This is a genomic window from Pseudomonas sp. P39-UII1, assembly GCF_039672635.1.
Taxonomy (GTDB): Bacteria; Pseudomonadota; Gammaproteobacteria; order Pseudomonadales; family Pseudomonadaceae; genus Aquipseudomonas.
In genome coordinates this window covers 81452-100687 of the sequence record NZ_JBDFPP010000007.1, presented here as the reverse complement: position 1 = coordinate 100687, position 19236 = coordinate 81452, and the positions used below count along the sequence as shown (strand labels likewise).

Sequence of the window (19236 nt, the reverse complement as noted above, 5' to 3'; positions counted from 1 at the left end):
GCTTGCCAGCGATGGGCCGCAAAGCGGCCCCAACCCATCAATGGGCAAAAATCGACCCACCCTCCTTGCCCACCATCTTCTCGGGTTTGATCAGGAACCGCGCCAGCGCTGGCAGCAACCACAGCGCCCCGAACATGTTCCACAACAGCATGAAAGTCAGCATCAGGCCCATGTCGGCCTGGAACTTGATTGCCGAGAAAATCCAGGTGCACACACCGATCGCCAGGCACAGGCCGGTGAACAGCACTGCTTTACCGGTCGAACGCAGGGTCTGGTAGTAGGCCTCCTGCAACGGCAGGCCGGCGCGCAGGAAGCTTTCCAGCCGGCTGTAGATGTAGATGCCGTAATCCACGCCGATGCCCACGCCCAGCGCCACCACCGGCAAGGTGGCGACCTTGACGCCGATGCCCATGAACGCCATCAGCGCGTTGCCCAGCACCGACGTCAGCACCAGCGGCAGGACGATACACAGGGTGGCGGCAAACGAGCGGAAGGTGATCATGCACATCACCGCCACGCACAAGTACACCAGCACCAGGATGGTCAGTTCGGCCGACTTGATCACCTCGTTGGTGGCCGCCTCGATCCCGGCGTTACCCGCCGCCAGCAAAAACTGCAGGCCCTCCTTGTTGTGGCTGTCGGCAAACGCCTTGGCGGCGCTGGTGACGCGCTCCAGGGTTTCGGCCTTGTGGTCGTTGAGGAACACCAGCACCGGCGCCAGCGAGCAGTCGGCGTTGTACAGCCCGTCGGCACGGGCGATGGAGTTGTTGAGGATGTCCGGGTTGCGCGACAGGGTTTCCCATTTCAGGCTCCCCTCGTTCATGCCCTTGATCACCTGCTTGGACACGGTCACCAGAGAGATCGCCGACTGCACGCCCGGGGTGTTCTGCATGGTCCACATCAGCTCGTCGATCGGCGCCATGGTCGAGTGGATCGAGCAGCTCTCTGCCGGCGTCTTGACCATGATCACCAGCACGTCCGAGCTGGTGGAATAGTTGCTGATGATGAAGTTGTTGTCCTGGTTGTAGCGCGAGTCCGGGCGCAGCTCCGGCGCGCCCTGGTCAAGGTCGCCGATCTTCAGGTTCTGGCTGTACCACAGGCCACCGGCGAAGGCGATCAGCGCCAGGGCAATGGAAACGGGCGCCACCTTGGCGCTGGCGAAGTTGGACAGCAGGCGCCAGAACGGGTGCTCGCGGGTTGCGTCCTTCTTGCTGCGCTCGATGGCCTTTTTGCTGATCCCAACGTAGGAAATCGCCACCGGTAGCAGAATCAGGTTGGTGAAGACGATCACCGCCACGCCGATCGAGGCCCCGATGGCCAGTTCGCGAATCACACCGATGTCGATGATCAGCAGGGTGATGAACCCCACCGCATCGGCCAGGATGGCGATCATCCCTGGCAGGAACAGCTGACGGAAGGTACGCCGGGCAGCGGTCAGGGCGTTGTCGGCGTCGCTCGACTGCAGGGCGATACCGTTGATCTTCTGCACCCCGTGGGAAATACCGATGGCGAAGATCAGGAACGGCACCAGCATTGAGTACGGGTCCAGCCCGAAGCCTACCGCGTGCATCAGGCCCAGCTGCCAGACCACCGCCACCAGGGTGGTGATGAGCACGGCGATGGTGCTGCGGATGCACCAGGTGAACCAGTACAAGAGGATCCAGGTGATGACCAGCGCCACGCCGAAGAACATCGCCACCATTACCAGGCCGTCGATCAGGTCACCGACCTTCTTGGCGAAGCCGACGATGTGCACCTTCACATTGGGGTTCTGTGCCTGGAACTTGTCGCGGATCTTTTCTTCCAGCAGGTGCGAGAACTGCTGGTAGTCGAGTTTGACCTGTTTGCCGGGGTCGTTCGGGTCGGGGTAGCTTTCCAGCAGTGGAACATCGACGATGCTGGACTTGAAGTTGTTGCCCACCAGGCGCCCGACCTGGCCGGACTTGAGCACGTTGTCGCGCAGGGTGTCGAGGCTGTCCTGCGAGCCGTTGTAGGTGTTGGGGATCACCTCGCCGCCAGAGAAGCCCTCCTCGGTAACCTCGCTCCAGCGCACGCTGGGGCTCCACAGCGACTTGAGGCCAGCGCGGTCGACACCGGGGATGTAGAACACCTCGTCATGCACCTGCCGCAAGGTCTCCATGTAGTCCTTGTCGAAGATGTCGCCGTTGACCGCCTCGACCGAAATGCGCACGGTGTTGCCGAGGTTGGCCAGGTCGTTGCGGTGCTCCATCATCTGCTCGATGAACGGATGCTCCAGCGGGATCATCTTCTCGAAACTGGTCGAGGGGCGGATCTGCGTGGCCTGCCAGAACAGGAAGATGCTCACCAGCACGCAGATGGCGATGACCACCGGGCGATTGTTGAAGATCAGGCGTTCCAGCAGCGTGGCCTTGTCCTGGTGATGCGGGTGCATGGTAATGCTCTCTCGGCTGGTCATGGGCGCGCCCCTTCGGCAGTCTGGTCAGCACCCTCGGCGGTGGCCAGGTGCACACCACCCTGCCCCACCAGCAGCAGGCCACCATTGGCCAGGCCACTGACACCGGCCAGGGCAATGCGGTCGGCACGGTTGTAGACGCTGAAGGTCTGCCCGTCATCGACGCTGCGCAGCACACTGCCGCCATTGCCGACCAATGCCAGGCTGCCATCATCGAGAAGCGTAGCGCTTGCCAGGCCGAATTCGAGGTTGCCGCGCGCCGCCTTGAGCTCGATCGGTTGCCAGCTGTCACCGAAGTCGGTGGAACGGAACAGGTTGCCGCGCAGGCCATAGGCCAACAACGTGTGTGGCTTGGCGGTGCCGATCACGCCGAACAGCGAGCCCTCGTAGGGGCCTTCGACCTTGGCCCAGCTTTGGCCGTTGTCGCTGGAGCGGAACATGCTGCCCTGCTCGCCGACAATGAACAGGCCCGCCTCCTTGATCACGGCAATGCCGTTGAGGTGCAACTGGTCGGCGTTGTCCAGGCGTTCGGCGATGTCCTGCCAGTGCTGACCGCCATCACGGGTTTCCAGCAGAGCGCCATAGGCACCCACGGCAAAACCGTGCTGGGCATCGAGGAAGGTGACGTCGAGCAGCGGAGCTTCGCGGGAAAGGTCTTCGAACTGCTTGCTCCAGGTCGCGCCGCCATCGTTGCTGGCGAGGATCTGTGCATCGTGGCCGACCGCCCAGCCGCGTTTTTCGTCGAGGAAGAACACCGCCGTGAGCAGTTGCCGGGTGGGCACCCGGGCCTGGGTCCAGGTGTTGCCCTGGTCATCGGAGAACAGAATGTGGCCGCGATCGCCTACTACCACCAGGCGTTTGCCGGCATGGGTGGCATCGATCAGCAGGCTTTGGCTGGCCTTGGCCGATTCGGTCGAGTATTCGTCGGCTGCAGCGGCTTGCGCGCTGTCTGCCCACATGCCCAATGCCAGCGCCAGCACCGCGCCGGCCGCCAACGGCCAGGCACCACGCCTGGCCTGCGTCATCACCCGCTCCCTCATGACCATCCCCTGTTGTGTTCTTCTTGGTGGGTCTGTGCGTTGAAAAGCCTGTGTTAGAGGCTTGGTGGGATCGTATCGGGGAAGGCTGAAACATTACAACGAATGGGACGTTATGTTTTGTTAACGCCAAAAAGCTGGGGCCGCTTTGCGGCCCATCGCCGGCAAGCCAGCTCCTACAGGTACAGCGCCGCCCTTGAACTGTGCGCTTTACCTGTGGGGGCTGGCCTGTCGGCGATGGGCCGCAAAGCGGCCCCGGGATTTGCCAGGCTTACACCAGGCTCTTGCTCACCACCTCATACACATCACTGGACAGCGCCCCGGAAGCGAGAATCCGCTCCAGCTCACCCTTCATCAGCGCCTGGCGCGCGTCGTCATACTTGCGCCAGCGGGTCAGCGGCGCCAACTGGCGCGAGGCAATCTGCGGGTTCAGCGCATTCAGCTCGATCACCAGGTCCGCCAGGAAGCGATAGCCGGAGCCATCGGCCGCATGGAAGTTGACCAGGTTCTGCCCGGCGAAGGCACCGATCAGCGCCCGCACCTTGTTCGGGTTCTTCAGGGTGAAGGCCGGGTGCTGCATCAGTGCCTTGACCCGCGCCAGCCCGCCCGGCAAGGCGCTGGCCGCCTGCACGCTGAACCACTGGTCCATGACCAGCGGGTTATCCTTGAAGTGCTCGGCGAAGGTTTCCAGGGCCTTGGCGCGTTCGGCCTCGAACGGCGAATTGACCAGCACCGCCAGGGCGGTCAGGCGTTCGGTCATGTTGTCGCACTGGTCGAACTGCTCCAGGGTCGCTTCCAGGACCTGCGGCTTGCCGCTCTGCATCAGGTACGACAGGGCAATGTTCTGCAGGCTGCGACGGGCGAAGTGCTCTGCCGCGGCGACGTAGGGGGTGTTGCGCGACACCTCGCGGTGCGCCTGGTAGCGCGCCCACAGGCCCTCGAACAGCTGCGCGGCGATCTGCTGGCGGGCGAACTCGCGGGCGGCGTGGATGGCGTCGACATCGGCCACCTGGCTGATCTCGGTGAGGTAAGCCTCGCCCGGCAGCGACAGCATCTCGGCAACCATGGCGGCGTCCAGTGACTCGTTGGCCAGAACGGTGCCCAGGGCGGTGATCAGGCGCTGATCGAGTTGCAGCGCTTCGCCACGCTGGTGCTGGCCGATCAGTTCCTGCAGCACTTGCACCGACAGCTGCTGGCCGGCTTCCCAGCGGTTGAAGCCGTCGCTGTCGTGCTGCATGAGGAACATCAGCTGGTCGCGGTCGTACGGGAAGCTGAGCTTCACCGGCGCGCTGAAGCCGCGCAGCAGCGAGGGCAGCGGCTTGGCCTGGACACCTTCGAAGGTGAAGGTCTGCTCGGCTTCGGTCACCGACAGTACGCGGCTGCTGCCGCCAGCAGCGGCCTCACCGGCCAGGCGCAGCGGCAGGTCGTTGCCGTTGGCATCCAGCAGGCCCAGCTCGACCGGGATCACGAACGGCAGCTTCTCGGCTTTGTCCGGGGTCTGCGGGCAGTGCTGGCGGAAGGTCAGGCTGTAAGTCTGGGCGCCGGCGTCGTAGGTTTCGCTGACGTCCAGGCGCGGCGTGCCGGCCTGGCTGTACCAGCGCTTGAACTGGGTCAGGTCTACACCGTTGGCGTCTTCCATGGCCTTGATGAAGTCGTCGGTGGTCACCGCCTGGCCATCGTGGCGCTCAAAGTACAGGTCGCTGCCCTTGCGGAAGCCCTCGGCGCCCAGCAGGGTGCGGACCATGCGCACCACCTCGGCACCCTTTTCGTACACGGTCAGGGTGTAGAAGTTGGAGATCTCGATGAAGCTGTCCGGGCGCACCGGGTGGGCCATGGGGCCGGCGTCTTCGGCGAACTGGTGGGTACGCAGGTAGGCGACGTCCTCGATGCGCTTGACCGTGCGCGAGTTCATGTCGGCGCTGAACTCGGCGTCGCGGAACACCGTGAAGCCTTCCTTGAGCGACAGCTGGAACCAGTCGCGGCAGGTCACGCGGTTGCCCGACCAGTTGTGGAAGTACTCGTGGGCAACCACGCCTTCGACACGCTGGTGAGCGGCGTCGGTAGCGGTTTCGGCGCGGGCCAGCACGCAGCTGGAGTTGAAGATGTTGAGGCCTTTGTTTTCCATGGCGCCCATGTTGAAGTCGTTGACCGCGACGATCATGAAGATGTCGAGGTCGTACTCACGGCCGTAGACTTCTTCGTCCCAGCGCATGGACTTTTTCAGGCTGACCATGGCGTGGTCGCACTTGTCGAGGTTCTCGGGCTCGACATAGATGCGCAGCATCACATCGCGGCCGGACTGGCGCGTGAAGTTGTCTTCCACGCACCACAAGTCACCCGCCACCAGCGCGAACAGGTAAGCCGGCTTCTTGAACGGGTCTTCCCAGGTTGCCCAGTGGCGGCCATCTTCGGCCGGCCCGCTGCCGGTCGGGTTGCCGTTGGACAGCAGCACCGGGTAGCGATGCTGCTCGGCGATCACCGTGGTGGTGAAGGTGCTCATCACGTCCGGGCGGTCGAGGTAATAGGTGATCTTGCGAAAGCCCTCGGCTTCGCACTGGGTGCAGAACATCTTGCCGGACTTGTACAGGCCTTCCAGCGCGGTGTTGCTCTCGGGGTGGATCCTGACGCTGGTGTCGAGGGTGAAGCGCTCGGCCTTGGGGTGCAGGGTCAGGCTGTCGGCTTCGAGCTGATAGTCGCTCGCCTGCAGGTCTTCGTCGTCCAGCGAGGCGCGCAGCAGCTCGAGCTGCTGGCCGTCGAGCACCAGTGGCGGCAGGCCGGCACCGCGTGCCGGGTTGCGGCGCATGACCAGTTGCGCATGAACCAGCGTGTGGTCCTCGAACAGCTCGAAGGTCAGGTGCGTTTCGTCGATCAGGTACTCGGGCGCCTGGTAGTCCTTGAGGTAGATCACTTGCGGTTGTTCGGTACGCATGTGCAGGTCCTTTTTACTGGAGCACGGCCAACTGGTAGGCCGTGTACTTGCGAATATTGATCACGCCGGTGTCGAAGATCAGGTACTGGCCCTTGATGCCCAGCAGCGTGCCTTCAACCACCGGGTTCTTGTCGAGGTTGAAGCTGACGATCTTGGTCGGGTAGGCCTGGACCGGGTACTTCATCTGCACCACTTCAGCGTCGGGCAGCGGCTGGATCGCCTGCAGGCCGAAACGCGCCTGCAGTTCACGCAGGCCGTCGGCGCAGGCGTCGAAAATCTGTTCGCGAATGGCAACCAGGTCGAGCACCTCGGCGTCGCCCTTGAGCAGCGCACGCCAGTTGGTGCGGTCTGGCACCTGGCTGCGCAGCAGGTCTTCGACCAGGCCGGACTGCTGCCGGGTGGCCACGCGCATGATCGGCAGCGCCTGGCTGGCGCCCTGGTCGAGCCAGCGGGTGGGCAGCTGGGTGGCGCGGGTGATGCCGACCTTGACGCCCGACGAGTTGGCCAGGTACACCACATGGTCGGTCATGCAGAACTGCTCCCCCCACGACGGCTCGCGGCAGGTGCCGGCCTCGTAGTGGCAGCGTTCGGGGGCCATGATGCACACGTCGCACTGGGCCAGCTTGGTCATGCATGGGTAGCAGTAGCCCTGGCTGAAGCTGGTCTTGGTGCGCTTGCCGCAATGGCTGCAGTGGATGGCACCGAGGTACTCAAGGCGCAGGCGCTGGCCGATCAACGGGTTGACCGGCACCTGCGTGTCATCCAGGCGGAAGCTGTACTGCACCAGCGGTGCTTCCAGGCTTACCGCCATCTTGCTCAAAGAGCCACGAGCGAGTTCGATCAATGTACCGAGTCCGACTTGAACAGGATGTTGGCGATCGGCGCAGACTTCGACGCGCATTCCTGCGGGCCCATGTAACCGGTGCGCTGGTCTTCGGGCAGGTTCTGCATCTCCCAGGCGATCACCGCCTGCAACGACAGCTCCTTCTGCTCGGGGGTGAGCTTGCGGCCATCGGACCATTTGCCGATTTCCACGGCCGTTTTCAGGCTTTGGTAGATTTCCGGGGTGATGTTTTCGATCATTTGCGCGAACGTGGACATAGCGTCTCCTAAATCAAGCGGACAGTTTACGCCGGGCCACCATTCCACCCAAGAGGCCCGTCAGGCATCCGATGAGCAGCCCGCCGACATGGGCGGCATTGGCGATCTGGCCGAAACCGAGCTGGCCGACCACGCCGGTCAGGCAGATGACCAGCCAGATGAGCATCATCACCAGCACACCCTTGGGCAGGTTGAAGTGCGGGTTGGGCGCCAGCCACTGGTACAGCCACACATGGCCGAGCAGGCCGTACAGCACACCGGACAAGCCGCCGAACAGGCTCGGGCCGCTGGTGTAGTGCTGGGCGAGGTTGGACACCAGGCTGAACAGCAGGGTCAGGCCGGCCAGCAGCCACGGGCCCTGGCGCAGTTCGATGCGCTTGCCCAGCTCCCAGTACCACATGCCGTTCATGGCCAGGTGCAGCACGCCGAAGTGCAGCAGCATGGGCGACACCAGGCGCCACCACTGGCCTTCGGCAAGGCCCTGGGCCAGCGGGGTGAAGTGCAGGTATTCGCCCTGCACGCGGTAGTCGAGGAAGGTGAACCAGCTGATGGTGGTGAGGTTGTCGCCCAGGCGGGTGAGGCCGGCGACGATCAAACAGAGGAACAGGATGGCGGCGGTAACCTTGCAGGCGCGGGCCTGCTCACCCAGCGTCGGCCCTTTCGCGGGCAAGCCCTCTGCCACAGGGTCGCTGACCGCTTCGATGTCGGCGTTGCCGTCGGGGTAGCGCTGGTAGAGTTGGAGGACATCCGCGGCCATGGTTTCCGGGGCCCACAGTACCTGGACTTCGCCCTCCTCGCTGACCCGGTGCGGCACCTGCAGGCGCTGCAGCAGGTGCACGAAGCCACTGAGGTCGACCGCAAGCGGCAAGCGCATCACTTCGACGATATTCATTGATTGCCCTGCGGTCGGTCGACGTCGACCCACACGAACTTGTGCGGGTCTATCCGGGTTTCATCATCCAGCCGATAGGCCACCAGCTTGCCGTACAGCACCGCGCTGTAGTCCAGGCAGGCCAGGTTGCCGCGGATTGGCGCCGGGCGGCCGCTGCGCCAGTAATGGCCAACGAACAGCAGTGGCTCATCCTCGGCGTAGCGTAGCAAGGCGTTCTTTTCGGTGTGGCTGAGCGGCGTGCGGGCCACCTCGTCAGGCAGCGCGTCGGGCTGGAACACGATGTCGCCGTAGGTTTTCGGGTCTTCTTCCCAAAACTTGGTGCGGAAGAAGGCGCGGGTCAGGCCATCGCCACCGGTCAGCGTCAGGCCGTCCGGCAGGCGCATGTCGGTGCCGCGCAACAGGCGGTTGCAGACCGTGGAGGCAAAGCTGCCGGGCACGGCCGATGCCTGGATGAAATGTTCATCGATGCGGCCGTCCGGGTATTGCTGGCGCAGCGGGTCGATCAGCCGCGGGTCCCAGCAAGCGTGCACCAGGCGGAACCGCCCGGCGTCTACAAACAGTGGCATGTCGTAGAACCACTGCAGGAAATCGTGCCAGTCGCCAGGGTGGTGGGCGAACTGGGTCAGGGTTTCGTCGATCAGGCGGGCATGGCGCGGCGTGTGCTCGCGCACGTAGGCCTTGCCACTGCCGGGCAGCGCCGGGGTTACCCAACCGAGCGCGTTGTACTCGTGGTTGCCCATGATGCAGAACGCCTGGCCGGCCTCGACCATGTCGTGGACGATGTGCAGCGCCTCACGGATGCGCGGGCCGCGGTCGACGATGTCGCCGAGGAACAGGGCTTGGCGCCGAGGGTGGCGCCAGACGCCGCCGATACGCGTGTAACCGAGGGCGTCGAGCAGGCGTTCCAGGGTCAGTGCACAGCCGTGCACGTCACCGATGATGTCGAAACTTCGCGCCGGATCGAGCATCAGTCGTCCCTGCCTCCCAGGCGGCTGCCCCAGCCGAGCTTGGTGCGGCAGACCTCGTAGTAATTGTGGTCCAGCGGGTGGATCAGGCGCAGTTTTTGCGGTTTTTTGCTCACGGTAATGGTGTCGCCGGGCGCGCAGGTGAAGTGGTTCTGGCCGTCACAGGACACTTGCGGGTAGATCTGCAGGTCCTTGGACACCACGATCTTCAGCTCACTGTTGCCGTCCACCACGATCGGCCGGCCCGACAAGGTATGCGGGTACATCGGCACGATGACGATGGCGTCGAGCTTGGGGTGCATGATCGGGCCACCGGCCGACAGCGCGTAGGCGGTCGAACCGGTCGGGGTGGCGACGATCAGGCCGTCGGCCTTCTGGCTGCAGACGAACTGACCATCGATGTAGATCTCGAACTCGATCATCCGCGTCGACTTGCCCGGGTGCAGCACCACATCGTTGAGCGCATCACCCTGGCCGATGGCCTCGTGATGGCGACGCACCTCAGCCTGCAGCAGGAAGCGGTTTTCCACCAGGTAGTGGCCGTCGAGCACTTCGGCGACCTTCTCTTCCAGCTCGTCGGGGCGGATATCGGTGAGGAAGCCCAGGTTGCCGCGGTTGATCCCCAGCACCGGGATGTTGTGCCGGGCCAGGGCGCGGGCGGCGCCGAGCAGGCTGCCGTCACCGCCGACGACGATGACCAGGTCGCAGACTTCGCCCAGCAGCTTGCGGGTGGAGGTCTGCAAGCCGTGGCCAGGCAGGACTTCGGCGATGGTGTCCTCGAGGATCACGTGCAGGTGGCGCTCGAGGAGGAATTTTTTCAGTCGGCGAATGGTGTCGAGCACCTGCGAGCTGCCAAGGCGGCCGATGATACCGATATTGCGAAATTGCTCCATGGGGCTCCTGCGAGGCTCTGCGGCGGGTGACTATGCGCCGATTATGGCGAAACGACCGGGCAGCGGCAAACCGGCTATGCTCGCAGCATGATGCCTTTTGCCGAACTCCACGACCTGCCCCGCCAGTTGCGCCGCCCTGCCGTGCGCGACCTGGCCTGGACCCTGCTGTCGCCACCGCTGCTCAGCACACCGCCCTGCCCCCAGCGCCATCCGCTGGCGGGGAGCGCCTGGGCGGCGGATCCGCAACGGTTGAAGGCTTGGTTGCTGCACCTTGATAACGATGACCGACCGCTGCGTGAGCGGCTGGCAACCCTCACCAGCCGACGCCTGGGGCTGTACTACGAAGGTCTGTGGCAGTTCGCCCTGGGCCAGGCGCCCGGTGTCGAGCTGCTGTCGGCCAACCTGGCAATCCGCACGGGCGGGCGAACGCTGGGCGAGTTGGACATCCTGCTGCGCGATGCCGACGGCACCCATCACCTGGAGCTTGCCATCAAGCTGTACCTGGGGCCAGTCAACGGTCAAGGCCATGACCCCGGCCAATGGCTCGGGCCGGGTTGCCATGACCGGCTGGGCACCAAGCTTGCGCACTTGGCTGGGCATCAGTTGCCCATGTCGAGTGATGCGCAGAGCCGCGAGGCGCTGGCCGGGCTTGGCATTCATGAGCTTCAGGCACACGTGTGGTTGGGGGGTTACCTGTTCTACCCGTCGCCGGGGCACGCCGACCCGCCCATAGGGGCAAATCCGCTGCACCTGCGCGGGCGCTGGGTCCGGCGGCGGGATTGGCCGATGGCCGCCGGCGAACGCTGGCAGCCGCTGCCCCGTCACGCCTGGCTGGCACCGGCACGGGTTGAAGCGGATGTGTGCTGGGCGCCACCGCAGTTCGCCACGTGGTTGCAAGCGCTGGAGCCACAAGCACCGGCGCAGATGCTGGTCAGGCTGGAAGCCGAAGATGACGGCGCCTGGCACGAAGCGGAGCGAGTGTTTCTGGTCGCCGATCAGTGGCCGATACCGACCTAGCGCAATGCATCTGCTCAACAAGCCGTTAGAGTTAGCCGTGAGCGCCGCCAAGAGCGCTACCATCGACCTGATGACGAGGACCCACCATGGTTTCAACCACCCCCGCGCCCCATTACGCGCGCCTTTCCATCGCCCTGCACTGGCTGATGCTGGTGTTGCTGGCGGCCGTGTACGCCTGCATCGAATTTCGTGGCCTGTTCCCCAAGGACAGCGCCGAACGCAACCTGATGAAAGACCTGCACTTCATGCTCGGCCTGACGGTATTCGTGCTGGTCTGGCTGCGCCTGGCGGTGCGCCTGAGCCGCCCCACCCCACCCATCCTGCCCAAGCCACCGGCCTGGCAGACCGGCCTCGCGCACCTGATGCACCTGGCGCTGTACCTGCTGATGATCGGGTTGCCGCTGGCCGGCTGGCTGATCCTCAGTGCCGCCGACAAGCCGGTGCCCTTCTATGGCCTGGAACTGCCGCACCTGATCGGCGCGGACCCGGACCTCGCGAAGTTCATCAAGGGCTGGCATGAGCGGGTGGCCACCTGGGGTTACTGGCTGATCGGCCTGCATGCGCTGGCAGGGCTCTACCACCACTACGTGCAACGTGACAACACGCTGCTGCGCATGCTGCCCTACAAATAACCGCGGCGGCCCTGCAGCCCGCCGGTGTGAAGGAAGATCAGCCGGGTGCCAGCAGCGAACAGCCCGGCCTGGGCCTGCTCACGCAGGGCCAGCAGGGCCTTGCCGGTGTAAAGCGCCTCCAGGGGAATGCCTGTGTGGTGCTCGGTTTCATCGATGAACGCCAGCACCTCATCATCGACCCTGGCAAAACCGCTGCGGCAGGCTTCATGGAGTTGGTAACCGCGCGTACCGGCCAGTTCCGCCACCGCTTGCGGCACACCATGACCCAATGGCACGGCCAGGGCGCCATGCACCGCGTGCCGCCCCGCTTCGGCCAGCACCAGGCCAGCCAAGGTCGTACCGGTACCGGCGGCCAGCCACCAGGCGTGAAAATCCGGCCAACCCAGCGCGGCGAGTTGCAACCTGGCCTGCTCGACGATCAGCGCGCAGCCCAGTGCCCCCTTCAGCCCACCCCCGCCTTCGGGGATGCAGTGCCAGCCGGGGTACCGCGCCTGCCAAGGCGCCCAGAAACCAGGCTGGTGACGGGCACGGTAGCCGCCATGGCCGAGCCAGTGCAGCTCCATGCCCAGCGCATGCAAATCACGCACGGTGGGGGTGTCCTGGGCATGGCCACGCAACAGGCCTGCGGTAGCGAAACCGAAGCGCTTGCCGGCGGCGGCCAGGGCATGCAGGTGGTTGGAGTGGTTGCCCCCCAGGCTGATCAGCCCCGGCGCGCGTGCTTCATGGGCCTGCAGCAGGTGGTGGCGCAGCTTGAACCACTTGTTGCCACTGATGAGTGGGTCGATCAGGTCCAGGCGCAGGATGGCAACTTCAATGTTGGCGCTTTCCAGCCATGGCAGGCGCAATGGCTGAAGTGGGGCATGGGGAAGGTCGAGGAAACAGCTGGACATGGATCGGTGCCTGATGCGAGGGCATCAGTCTATCAGTGAAAACCCGGGGCCGCAGAGCGGCCCGGGTCTTCTATTTCAAAGCTCGGCAGCCAACCGCGAGCCCTGGTTGATCGCCCGCTTGGCATCCAGCTCCGCCGCCACATCGGCACCGCCGATCAGGTGCACCGACTGCCCCGCCGCCACCAGGCCGTCGTGCAGCTCACGCAGCGGCTCCTGCCCGGCGCAGATCACCACATTGTCCACCGCCAGCACGTGCGGCTCGCCGTCGCCTACGCGGATGTGCAAGCCTGCATCATCGATCCCCAGATATTCGACGCTGTTGAGCATCTGCACCTGCTTGTTCTTCAACCCGGTGCGGTGGATCCAGCCGGTGGTCTTGCCCAGGCCGTCCCCGACCTTGGACGCCTTGCGCTGCAGCAGGTACACCTGCCGGGCCGGCGCATGCGGTGCGGCCTTGATGCCCGCCACACCGCCACGCGCTTCAAGATCGGTATCGATGCCCCACTCCTTCCAGAACGCCTCGCGGTCCTGGCTGCTGGCCACGCCTTGATGCACCAGGTATTCGCAGACATCGAAGCCGATCCCGCCCGCGCCGATCACTGCAACCGCTTCACCGACCGCTTTGCGCTGCAGCAGCACGTCCAGGTAGCTGAGCACCTTGGCGTGTTCCACACCCGGAATCGCCGGGGTGCGCGGCGCGATGCCGGTGGCCAGGATGATCTCGTCGAAAGCACCTGCCAACAAGGCCTGTACGTCCACACGGGTGTTCAGGCGCAGGTCGACGCCGGTGCTCTTCACCTTGTTGCCGAAGTAACGCAGGGTCTCGAAGAATTCCTCCTTGCCCGGCACCCGTTTGGCCACGTTGAACTGCCCGCCGATCTCGCTCGCACTGTCGAACAGGGTTACCGCGTGGCCACGCTCGGCAGCCACTGTGGCCGCCGCCAGGCCGGCCGGGCCGGCACCGACTACCGCAATGCGCTTCACCGTGCGCACTGGCAAGTAATTGAGTTCGGTCTCGTGACAGGCGCGCGGGTTGACCAGGCAGCTGGTCAGCTTGCCGCCGAAGGTATGGTCCAGGCAGGCCTGGTTGCAGCCAATGCAGGTATTGATCTGGTCACTGCGCCCTTCAGCCGCCTTGTTGACGAAGTCCGGGTCGGCCAGGAACGGCCGGGCCATCGAGACCATGTCGGCATCGCCCTCGGCCAGCACCGCTTCGGCCACTTCCGGGGTGTTGATGCGGTTGGTGGTGATCAGCGGAATGCTCACCGCACCCCGCAGCTTGGCGGTGACCTTGCTGAACGCCGCGCGCGGCACCTTGGTGGCGATGGTCGGGATGCGCGCCTCGTGCCAGCCGATGCCGGTGTTGATGAGCGTGGCGCCCGCCCGCTCGATGGCCTTGGCCAGCTGTTCGATTTCGGCCCAGCTGCTGCCGCCCTCGACCAGGTCGAGCATCGACAGGCGGAAGATAATGATGAAGTTCGGGCCTACGGCGTCGCGCACCCGGCTGACGATGTCCACGGCCAGGCGCATGCGGTTTTCGTAGCTGCCACCCCAGCGGTCGGTACGGTGGTTAGTGTGGGCGGCGAGGAACTGGTTGATGAAGTAGCCTTCCGAACCCATGATCTCGACGCCGTCATAGCCGGCGCGCTGAGCCAGCACGGCGCAATTGACGAAATCGGCGATCTGCTTCTCGATGCCCGCTTCGTCCAGCTCCTTGGGTTTGAACGGGTTGATCGGCGCCTGGATCGCGCTGGGCGCCACTTGGCGCGGGCTGTAGGCGTAGCGCCCGGCATGGAGGATCTGCAGGCAGATCTTGCCGCCGGCAGCATGCACGGCTTCGGTGACGATGCGGTGCTTATCGGCCTCCTCCTCGGTGCTCAGCTTGGCCGCACCGGAATACACGCCGCCTTCGTCGTTAGGCGCGATACCCCCTGTGACCATCAGGCCGACGCCACCCCGGGCCCGCTCGGCAAAGTACGCCGCCATGCGCTCGAAACCGCCGGGGCGCTCCTCGAGGCCGGTGTGCATCGAACCCATCAAGGTGCGATTGCGCAGGGTGGTGAAGCCCAGGTCGAGCGGGGCCAGCAAGTGTGGATAGCGGTCGGCAGCCATGGAACGGTTCCCCATGTGGCGTGATCACGGAATGCGGGTGCCTCAACGGGCCCCGTCGTTTATCTGCCACCGACATTAAACAGCCGTTTGAACGCGCTCAATGATCGAAACTGACAACTTATTGATCCTCTCGCACAGCGGGACTACCCTAGAAGCCTTCGTTCCCCAAGGCGCTGTACCGCTACATGCGAAAACTACTGGCAGGCGCCCTGGCGCTGGTGATGATTGCCGCCCTGTGCGGCTACGGCTTCTGGACACAACAGCGCCCGGAAGGCCATTACCTGTCCGATCTACGTGTGGAACTGGCGCTCAACCATGGCGTGCCCGGCGAACGGGGCAACCTGCTGGGCGTCGAGCCACTGCTCTACCCCAATGACTACCAGAACCTGCAGCACCTGCATCGCAAGCTCTCGGCATACCTGCAACAAGCCCGTGCCCAGGGCCTGGTCGGCCCGCGCACGGTGGTGGTGTTGCCCGAACACATCGGCACCTGGCTGTGGGCGCGTGGCGAGAAGAATGAGCTGTATCAGGTCACCCACAGCCGGGAGGCCGAGCAATGGCTGGAGCTGAGCAACCCGCTGCGCTATGGCCTGGCCATGTTGCGGGCCAGCGGCGATGACCGCCGGGCCGACGCGCACCTGCGCATGAAGGCCCAGCAGATGGCCAGCGATTACCAGCAGCTGTTCGGCGGCCTGGCCAAAGAGTTCGGCGTGACGCTGGTGGCCGGCTCGATCGTGCTGCCTGCCCCGTATGTGGAAAAAGGTGTGCTGCACGCAGGCAGCGGCCCGCTGTTCAACAGCAGCATGGTATTTGCCAGCGATGGCTCACTGCTCGGCCAACCACAGCGCCAGCAGTATCCCGACAGCGAGGTGCGGCGTTACATCCACCACGGTCGGCATTTCCCGCTTCAGGTCCTGCAGACCCCAGCCGGCCGCCTTGGCGTGCTGATCGGCAGCGACAGCTGGTACCCGGAAAACCAACGCCAACTGGAACAACAACAGGTACAACTGATCGCCAACCCGGTGTTTCTCAGCGGCAAAGGCAGCTGGGAAGCTCCCTGGCGCGGCAACCGGCACCAGGACGCCGCCGCCGAGTTGGCCCTGCAGCGCGGCGAAGTCAGCGAACAAACCGCCTGGCAACGCCTGACCCAAGCTGCTGGCAACGGCGTCAGCAGCATGAGCGTATTCATGCGTGGGCAGTTCTGGGAGCAGGCCAGCGACGGCCAGGGTTTCGCCCATCAGGCGGGCGAACTGCTTGCCGGGCCGCCCAGCCCCGGCGCCCGCTTGCTGAACGTGTGGCTATAAGCGCATGCCACGCCCACGTGTGCGCCTGGGCGACCTGTCGGTAGGCTTCGTCCAGCCCTTGGCCGAGGCCTTGCTCGGCCTGGGCCACGACCCACAGCCACTGCTGCACCGCTACGGGCTTGACGCCACGCGCCTGGCCGAAGCTGGCGCGCGCTTGTCGATCCCCCGCTACATGCACCTTGGGCATGCCGCCATCGCACAATGTGGCGAGCCCGCGCTTGGCCTGCACATGGGGCGCCTCAGCCGGCTGGCCCAGGCCGGCCTGGCAGGCGTCACGGCGGCCCAGGCCCCAACGCTTGGCGAAGCCGCACGTACATTGCTGCGCTTCGAGCCGCTGTATGCCGCCAACTACCGTGGCCATTCACGCTTTGAGGAAGATGCCCACGGGGCATGGCTGCGCTTCTATTCGATCAGCCCTTATAACGCGTACAACCGTTTCGTCGTCGACTCACTGCTGGCCGGCTGGCTCGCCCAGCTTGCAGCCCTGTCCACCGCACCTTTACAGGCCGAACGCCTGGAAATCGAATTCGCAGCCCCCGACTACGCCGTCCAATACCAGCCCTTGTGCAGCAGCACAGTACAGTTTGGCGCAAACAGCAACCGACTACGCCTGAGCCGCGCCACGCTGGACCAGGCCAACCCGCAGCACTGCCCAAGCACGTGGCAGCACCTGCTGCAGCTGTGTGAAGCGGAAATGTTGCAACGTACGCGGGTACGTAGCCTGGGTGAGCGCATCACCCACCTGCTTGGCCCGCTGCTCAATGGTGGCCGGGACCCCGACCTCGAAGAAGTGGCGCTACGCCTGCAACTGCCCACCTGGACCCTGCGGCGAAAACTGGCAGAAGAAGGTACGCGGTTTCGAGACTTGCTCAATGACACACGGCGCGACCTGGCCGAGGCCTACATCCGCGACACGGAATTGGCCTTTGGCGAAATAGCCTACTTGTTGGGATTTGCTTCGGCCGAGGCCTTCCAGCGCGCATTCAAACGCTGGACGGGCCTCACACCGGGGGAGTTCCGCCGCAGCCAGCGGCAGGTGGGTTAAAGCTCGGTGGCGTCGTCGGCCGGTTCCGGCGGGTCCAGCTCGTAGGCCTGAAACTCGAGCAGCTCTTCCTGATAGTCATCCATCGCCCTGCGTCCTCTTCACTCATTTATCTTCGTTGGTCATGCCTTCAACCTAAGCAGGCTGGATGAAGAAATGATGACAAGCTCATGAGTGATAAACGTAGCAGGTGCGTTGGAAGTTATCCCCGCTTATCTGTAACAGTGTCTGTACACGCTGACGCCCCTCAGAGCGGCGCAGGTGCTGCCTCGGTTGGCTGCGCATCCTGTCGCACCTCGATCGGTGCCGATTCCGAAGGCGGCGCCACAGGCTGTGAACCCTGGCTGTCATCCACCACCGGCGCAGCTGCGGCTTCACTGGCCGGGGCTATCGCTGCGGGGGCAGGTGCCGGTGCAGCGGGTGCCGTTTGCGCTACAGGTGCGCTCACAGGCGCCGCCGATACCTGCTCCGGCAGCCCAAGGTCAGGCGCCGGTTTTTCCGCCTTGGGTGCAGGTGCCTCGACCTTGGCCTTGCTGACCTTCTTCGGCTTGGGCAGGTAGCTTTCGACCAAGGCAAAATAGCGTTCATAGAACTGCGGCGCGGTGACCGTTTCGCTGGCAACTTTGACCATCGAATCGTCGCTGGAGCCGATCGGCATCGACACCGACCCCAATATGCCGACGCCAAGGCTGGCGGACGTGTTGGACTTCTTGAGTGCGTAGCGGTCCTGCAGCGCGTTGGCGAACATGGTCGAGCGCTGCTCGTCGCCGCTGTCGGGTGCGCAGGTCACGCTGAAGCTGATCTGCAGGTGGTTATCGCTGTTCTGCTGGAAGCTTTTGTTACCCGCGACCTGGCTAGAGCCGCTGCTGGTAATGATGTAACCCTGGCTCAGCAGCGCGCGCCGGGCGGCCTCACACGAACCTGCCTCGCTGACCGGGAAGCTGCGCGAATAAGTGCCCGAATCGTCGAAATTCTCATGCTCATAGATGGCGGCTTTTTTCGAGGAGCAACCGGACACGCCCGCCAGCACCAGGGCCAGCCCGAGCGCACCAAAGACGGATGATCTGGTCATTGCGAATTCCGGGTAAGTCGAGAGGCGTCTATTGTGCATCACAGCGCCCTTGCACTGGAACCGTTCATCAGTGAAGAGTCTGTCAGCATCGTGTAAATCCTGGATGCGCAGGCGCAGAAACGAAAAAAGCGACCCAAAGGTCGCTTTCTCGTTTTGCTTCGAGGCGTTCATGGGGCCTCGAGGCGAAGATGGCGCAGCGGACGGGACTCGAACCCGCGACCCCCGGCGTGACAGGCCGGTATTCTAACCGACTGAACTACCGCTGCGTATCGCTCGGGCTTGCGCCCGGTTGAACTGGGACCTTCCCTTCCGGCATGGGAGCCTCAGGGCAGGCACAAAAAAAGCGACACGATGATCGCTGTTTTTGTTGCTTCGAGGCGTTCAAGGGGCCTCGAAACGAAGATGGCGCAGCGGACGGGACTCGAACCCGCGACCCCCGGCGTGACAGGCCGGTATTCTAACCGACTGAACTACCGCTGCGTATCGTTCAGGCTTGCGCCCGATTGAAACTGGGATCGCCTCAGGCATGTTTGCCTTTGGCTGCAGATTGGTGCAAAGCACCCCTCTGTTACTGAAAAATGGCGCAGCGGACGGGACTCGAACCCGCGACCCCCGGCGTGACAGGCCGGTATTCTAACCGACTGAACTACCGCTGCGCAGTGTGGCTTATCAGGCCTTGTTCCTCTCTGGCTGTCAGCTTCTTGCGAAGCTTGCTGCACCAGGAACGCTCAGGAAGTGGTGGGTGATGACGGGATCGAACCGCCGACCCTCTGCTTGTAAGGCAGATGCTCTCCCGGCTGAGCTAATCACCCCCGCGATGTTGCTTGTTGCGTTTGCTTCGCTGAGGCCGCGAAATTTACGCAGGTACCGATGCTAAGTCAATAGCCCCATTGAATTTTTTTCAAAAAAAGCAAAA

General features: G+C 64.2%; 15 protein-coding genes and 4 tRNA genes. 4 read left to right on the top strand and 15 right to left on the bottom strand.

The features are described from left to right. Nucleotides 1–37: 37 nt before the first annotated feature. The 8 genes from ABEH27_RS11945 to ABEH27_RS11910 form a co-directional block, all read right to left on the bottom strand. Nucleotides 38–2413 (bottom strand): RND family transporter, encoded by a 2376-nt coding sequence (locus tag ABEH27_RS11945; protein WP_346613867.1) that lies wholly within the window; start codon nt 2411–2413, stop codon nt 38–40. A 20-nt stretch (nt 2414–2433) separates the two neighbouring features. Then, nucleotides 2434–3474 (bottom strand): YCF48-related protein, encoded by a 1041-nt coding sequence (locus tag ABEH27_RS11940; RefSeq protein ID WP_346613775.1) that lies wholly within the window; start codon nt 3472–3474, stop codon nt 2434–2436. A gap of 268 nt (nt 3475–3742) precedes the next feature. Beyond that, the gene (gene pepN, locus ABEH27_RS11935; protein WP_346613774.1) at nt 3743–6400 is read right to left on the bottom strand and encodes an aminopeptidase N; all 2658 of its coding nucleotides are present in this window, start codon (nt 6398–6400) and stop codon (nt 3743–3745) included. 13 nt (nt 6401–6413) lie between these two features. Beyond that, complete coding sequence (locus ABEH27_RS11930; protein WP_346613773.1) at nt 6414–7244, bottom strand: DUF2797 domain-containing protein; 831 nt, start codon at nt 7242–7244, stop codon at nt 6414–6416. Then, the gene (locus ABEH27_RS11925; RefSeq protein WP_016393000.1) at nt 7241–7501 is read right to left on the bottom strand and encodes a DUF1315 family protein; all 261 of its coding nucleotides are present in this window, start codon (nt 7499–7501) and stop codon (nt 7241–7243) included. The genes ABEH27_RS11930 and ABEH27_RS11925 overlap by 4 nt, the downstream gene beginning before the upstream one ends. Before the next feature lie 13 nt (nt 7502–7514). Next, nucleotides 7515–8393, bottom strand: a complete 879-nt coding sequence (locus tag ABEH27_RS11920) for a rhomboid family intramembrane serine protease (protein WP_346613772.1) — start codon at nt 8391–8393, stop codon at nt 7515–7517. Beyond that, nucleotides 8390–9361: a metallophosphoesterase gene (locus ABEH27_RS11915; protein ID WP_346613771.1), complete on the bottom strand. Its 972-nt coding sequence runs from the start codon at nt 9359–9361 to the stop codon at nt 8390–8392. Before ABEH27_RS11915 ends, ABEH27_RS11920 begins: the two co-directional genes overlap by 4 nt. After that, the gene (locus ABEH27_RS11910) at nt 9361–10251 is read right to left on the bottom strand and encodes an NAD(+) kinase (RefSeq protein WP_023632574.1); all 891 of its coding nucleotides are present in this window, start codon (nt 10249–10251) and stop codon (nt 9361–9363) included. The genes ABEH27_RS11915 and ABEH27_RS11910 overlap by 1 nt, the downstream gene beginning before the upstream one ends. 87 nt (nt 10252–10338) lie before the next feature. On the opposite strand from ABEH27_RS11910, the gene ABEH27_RS11905 reads away from it, so the two are divergent. Beyond that, nucleotides 10339–11268, top strand: coding sequence for a DUF1853 family protein (locus tag ABEH27_RS11905; protein WP_346613770.1), 930 nt, complete (start codon nt 10339–10341; stop codon nt 11266–11268). A gap of 86 nt (nt 11269–11354) precedes the next feature. Continuing rightward, entirely contained in the window at nt 11355–11900 is a 546-nt protein-coding gene (cybB, locus tag ABEH27_RS11900; protein WP_346613769.1) for a cytochrome b561, read from the top strand. Here cybB and ABEH27_RS11895 read toward each other — a convergent pair. Together ABEH27_RS11895 and ABEH27_RS11890 are read right to left on the bottom strand one after the other, a co-directional pair. After that, the gene (locus ABEH27_RS11895; RefSeq protein WP_346613768.1) at nt 11891–12790 is read right to left on the bottom strand and encodes a pyridoxal-phosphate dependent enzyme; all 900 of its coding nucleotides are present in this window, start codon (nt 12788–12790) and stop codon (nt 11891–11893) included. The two genes, cybB and ABEH27_RS11895, sit on opposite strands and share 10 nt — an antisense overlap. Before the next feature lie 75 nt (nt 12791–12865). Then, entirely contained in the window at nt 12866–14902 is a 2037-nt protein-coding gene (locus tag ABEH27_RS11890) for an NADPH-dependent 2,4-dienoyl-CoA reductase (RefSeq protein ID WP_346613767.1), read from the bottom strand. 185 nt (nt 14903–15087) lie between these two features. Between ABEH27_RS11890 and ABEH27_RS11885 the strand changes: the two genes are divergently transcribed. After that, nucleotides 15088–16206: a nitrilase-related carbon-nitrogen hydrolase gene (locus ABEH27_RS11885; RefSeq protein WP_346613766.1), complete on the top strand. Its 1119-nt coding sequence runs from the start codon at nt 15088–15090 to the stop codon at nt 16204–16206. Nucleotides 16207–16210: 4 nt separating this feature from the next. After that, the gene (locus tag ABEH27_RS11880; protein ID WP_346613765.1) at nt 16211–17251 is read left to right on the top strand and encodes an AraC family transcriptional regulator; all 1041 of its coding nucleotides are present in this window, start codon (nt 16211–16213) and stop codon (nt 17249–17251) included. 244 nt (nt 17252–17495) lie between these two features. Here the strand turns inward: ABEH27_RS11880 and ABEH27_RS11875 are convergent, their stop codons facing one another. The 5 genes from ABEH27_RS11875 to ABEH27_RS11855 all read right to left on the bottom strand — a co-directional run bounded on the left by ABEH27_RS11875 (nt 17496) and on the right by ABEH27_RS11855 (nt 19132). Next, a complete protein-coding gene (locus ABEH27_RS11875; protein WP_346613764.1) occupies nt 17496–18320 on the bottom strand; it encodes a DUF2242 domain-containing protein in 825 nt (274 codons plus the stop codon). 189 nt (nt 18321–18509) lie between these two features. Further along, a tRNA-Asp gene (locus ABEH27_RS11870) sits at nt 18510–18586 on the bottom strand. Between the two features lie 137 nt (nt 18587–18723). Beyond that, nucleotides 18724–18800 (bottom strand) — tRNA-Asp (locus ABEH27_RS11865). A 99-nt stretch (nt 18801–18899) separates the two neighbouring features. Next, nucleotides 18900–18976: transfer RNA gene (locus tag ABEH27_RS11860), tRNA-Asp, on the bottom strand. A gap of 80 nt (nt 18977–19056) precedes the next feature. After that, nucleotides 19057–19132, bottom strand: a tRNA-Val gene (locus ABEH27_RS11855). Between the last annotated feature and the right edge of the window lie 104 nt (nt 19133–19236).

Excerpts from the sequence above, each read along its gene's own strand:
- ABEH27_RS11945 (WP_346613867.1), bottom strand. The coding sequence starts at position 2,413 with ATGCACCCGCATCACCAGGACAAGGCCACGCTGCTGGAACGCCTGATC.
- ABEH27_RS11940 (WP_346613775.1), bottom strand. The coding sequence starts at position 3,474 with ATGAGGGAGCGGGTGATGACGCAGGCCAGGCGTGGTGCCTGGCCGTTG.
- pepN (WP_346613774.1), bottom strand. The coding sequence starts at position 6,400 with ATGCGTACCGAACAACCGCAAGTGATCTACCTCAAGGACTACCAGGCG.
- ABEH27_RS11925 (WP_016393000.1), bottom strand. The coding sequence starts at position 7,501 with ATGTCCACGTTCGCGCAAATGATCGAAAACATCACCCCGGAAATCTAC.
- ABEH27_RS11920 (WP_346613772.1), bottom strand. The coding sequence starts at position 8,393 with ATGAATATCGTCGAAGTGATGCGCTTGCCGCTTGCGGTCGACCTCAGT.
- ABEH27_RS11915 (WP_346613771.1), bottom strand. The coding sequence starts at position 9,361 with ATGCTCGATCCGGCGCGAAGTTTCGACATCATCGGTGACGTGCACGGC.
- ABEH27_RS11910 (WP_023632574.1), bottom strand. The coding sequence starts at position 10,251 with ATGGAGCAATTTCGCAATATCGGTATCATCGGCCGCCTTGGCAGCTCG.
- ABEH27_RS11905 (WP_346613770.1), top strand. The coding sequence starts at position 10,339 with ATGATGCCTTTTGCCGAACTCCACGACCTGCCCCGCCAGTTGCGCCGC.
- cybB (WP_346613769.1), top strand. The coding sequence starts at position 11,355 with ATGGTTTCAACCACCCCCGCGCCCCATTACGCGCGCCTTTCCATCGCC.
- ABEH27_RS11895 (WP_346613768.1), bottom strand. The coding sequence starts at position 12,790 with ATGTCCAGCTGTTTCCTCGACCTTCCCCATGCCCCACTTCAGCCATTG.
- ABEH27_RS11890 (WP_346613767.1), bottom strand. The coding sequence starts at position 14,902 with ATGGCTGCCGACCGCTATCCACACTTGCTGGCCCCGCTCGACCTGGGC.
- ABEH27_RS11885 (WP_346613766.1), top strand. The coding sequence starts at position 15,088 with ATGCGAAAACTACTGGCAGGCGCCCTGGCGCTGGTGATGATTGCCGCC.
- ABEH27_RS11880 (WP_346613765.1), top strand. The coding sequence starts at position 16,211 with ATGCCACGCCCACGTGTGCGCCTGGGCGACCTGTCGGTAGGCTTCGTC.
- ABEH27_RS11875 (WP_346613764.1), bottom strand. The coding sequence starts at position 18,320 with ATGACCAGATCATCCGTCTTTGGTGCGCTCGGGCTGGCCCTGGTGCTG.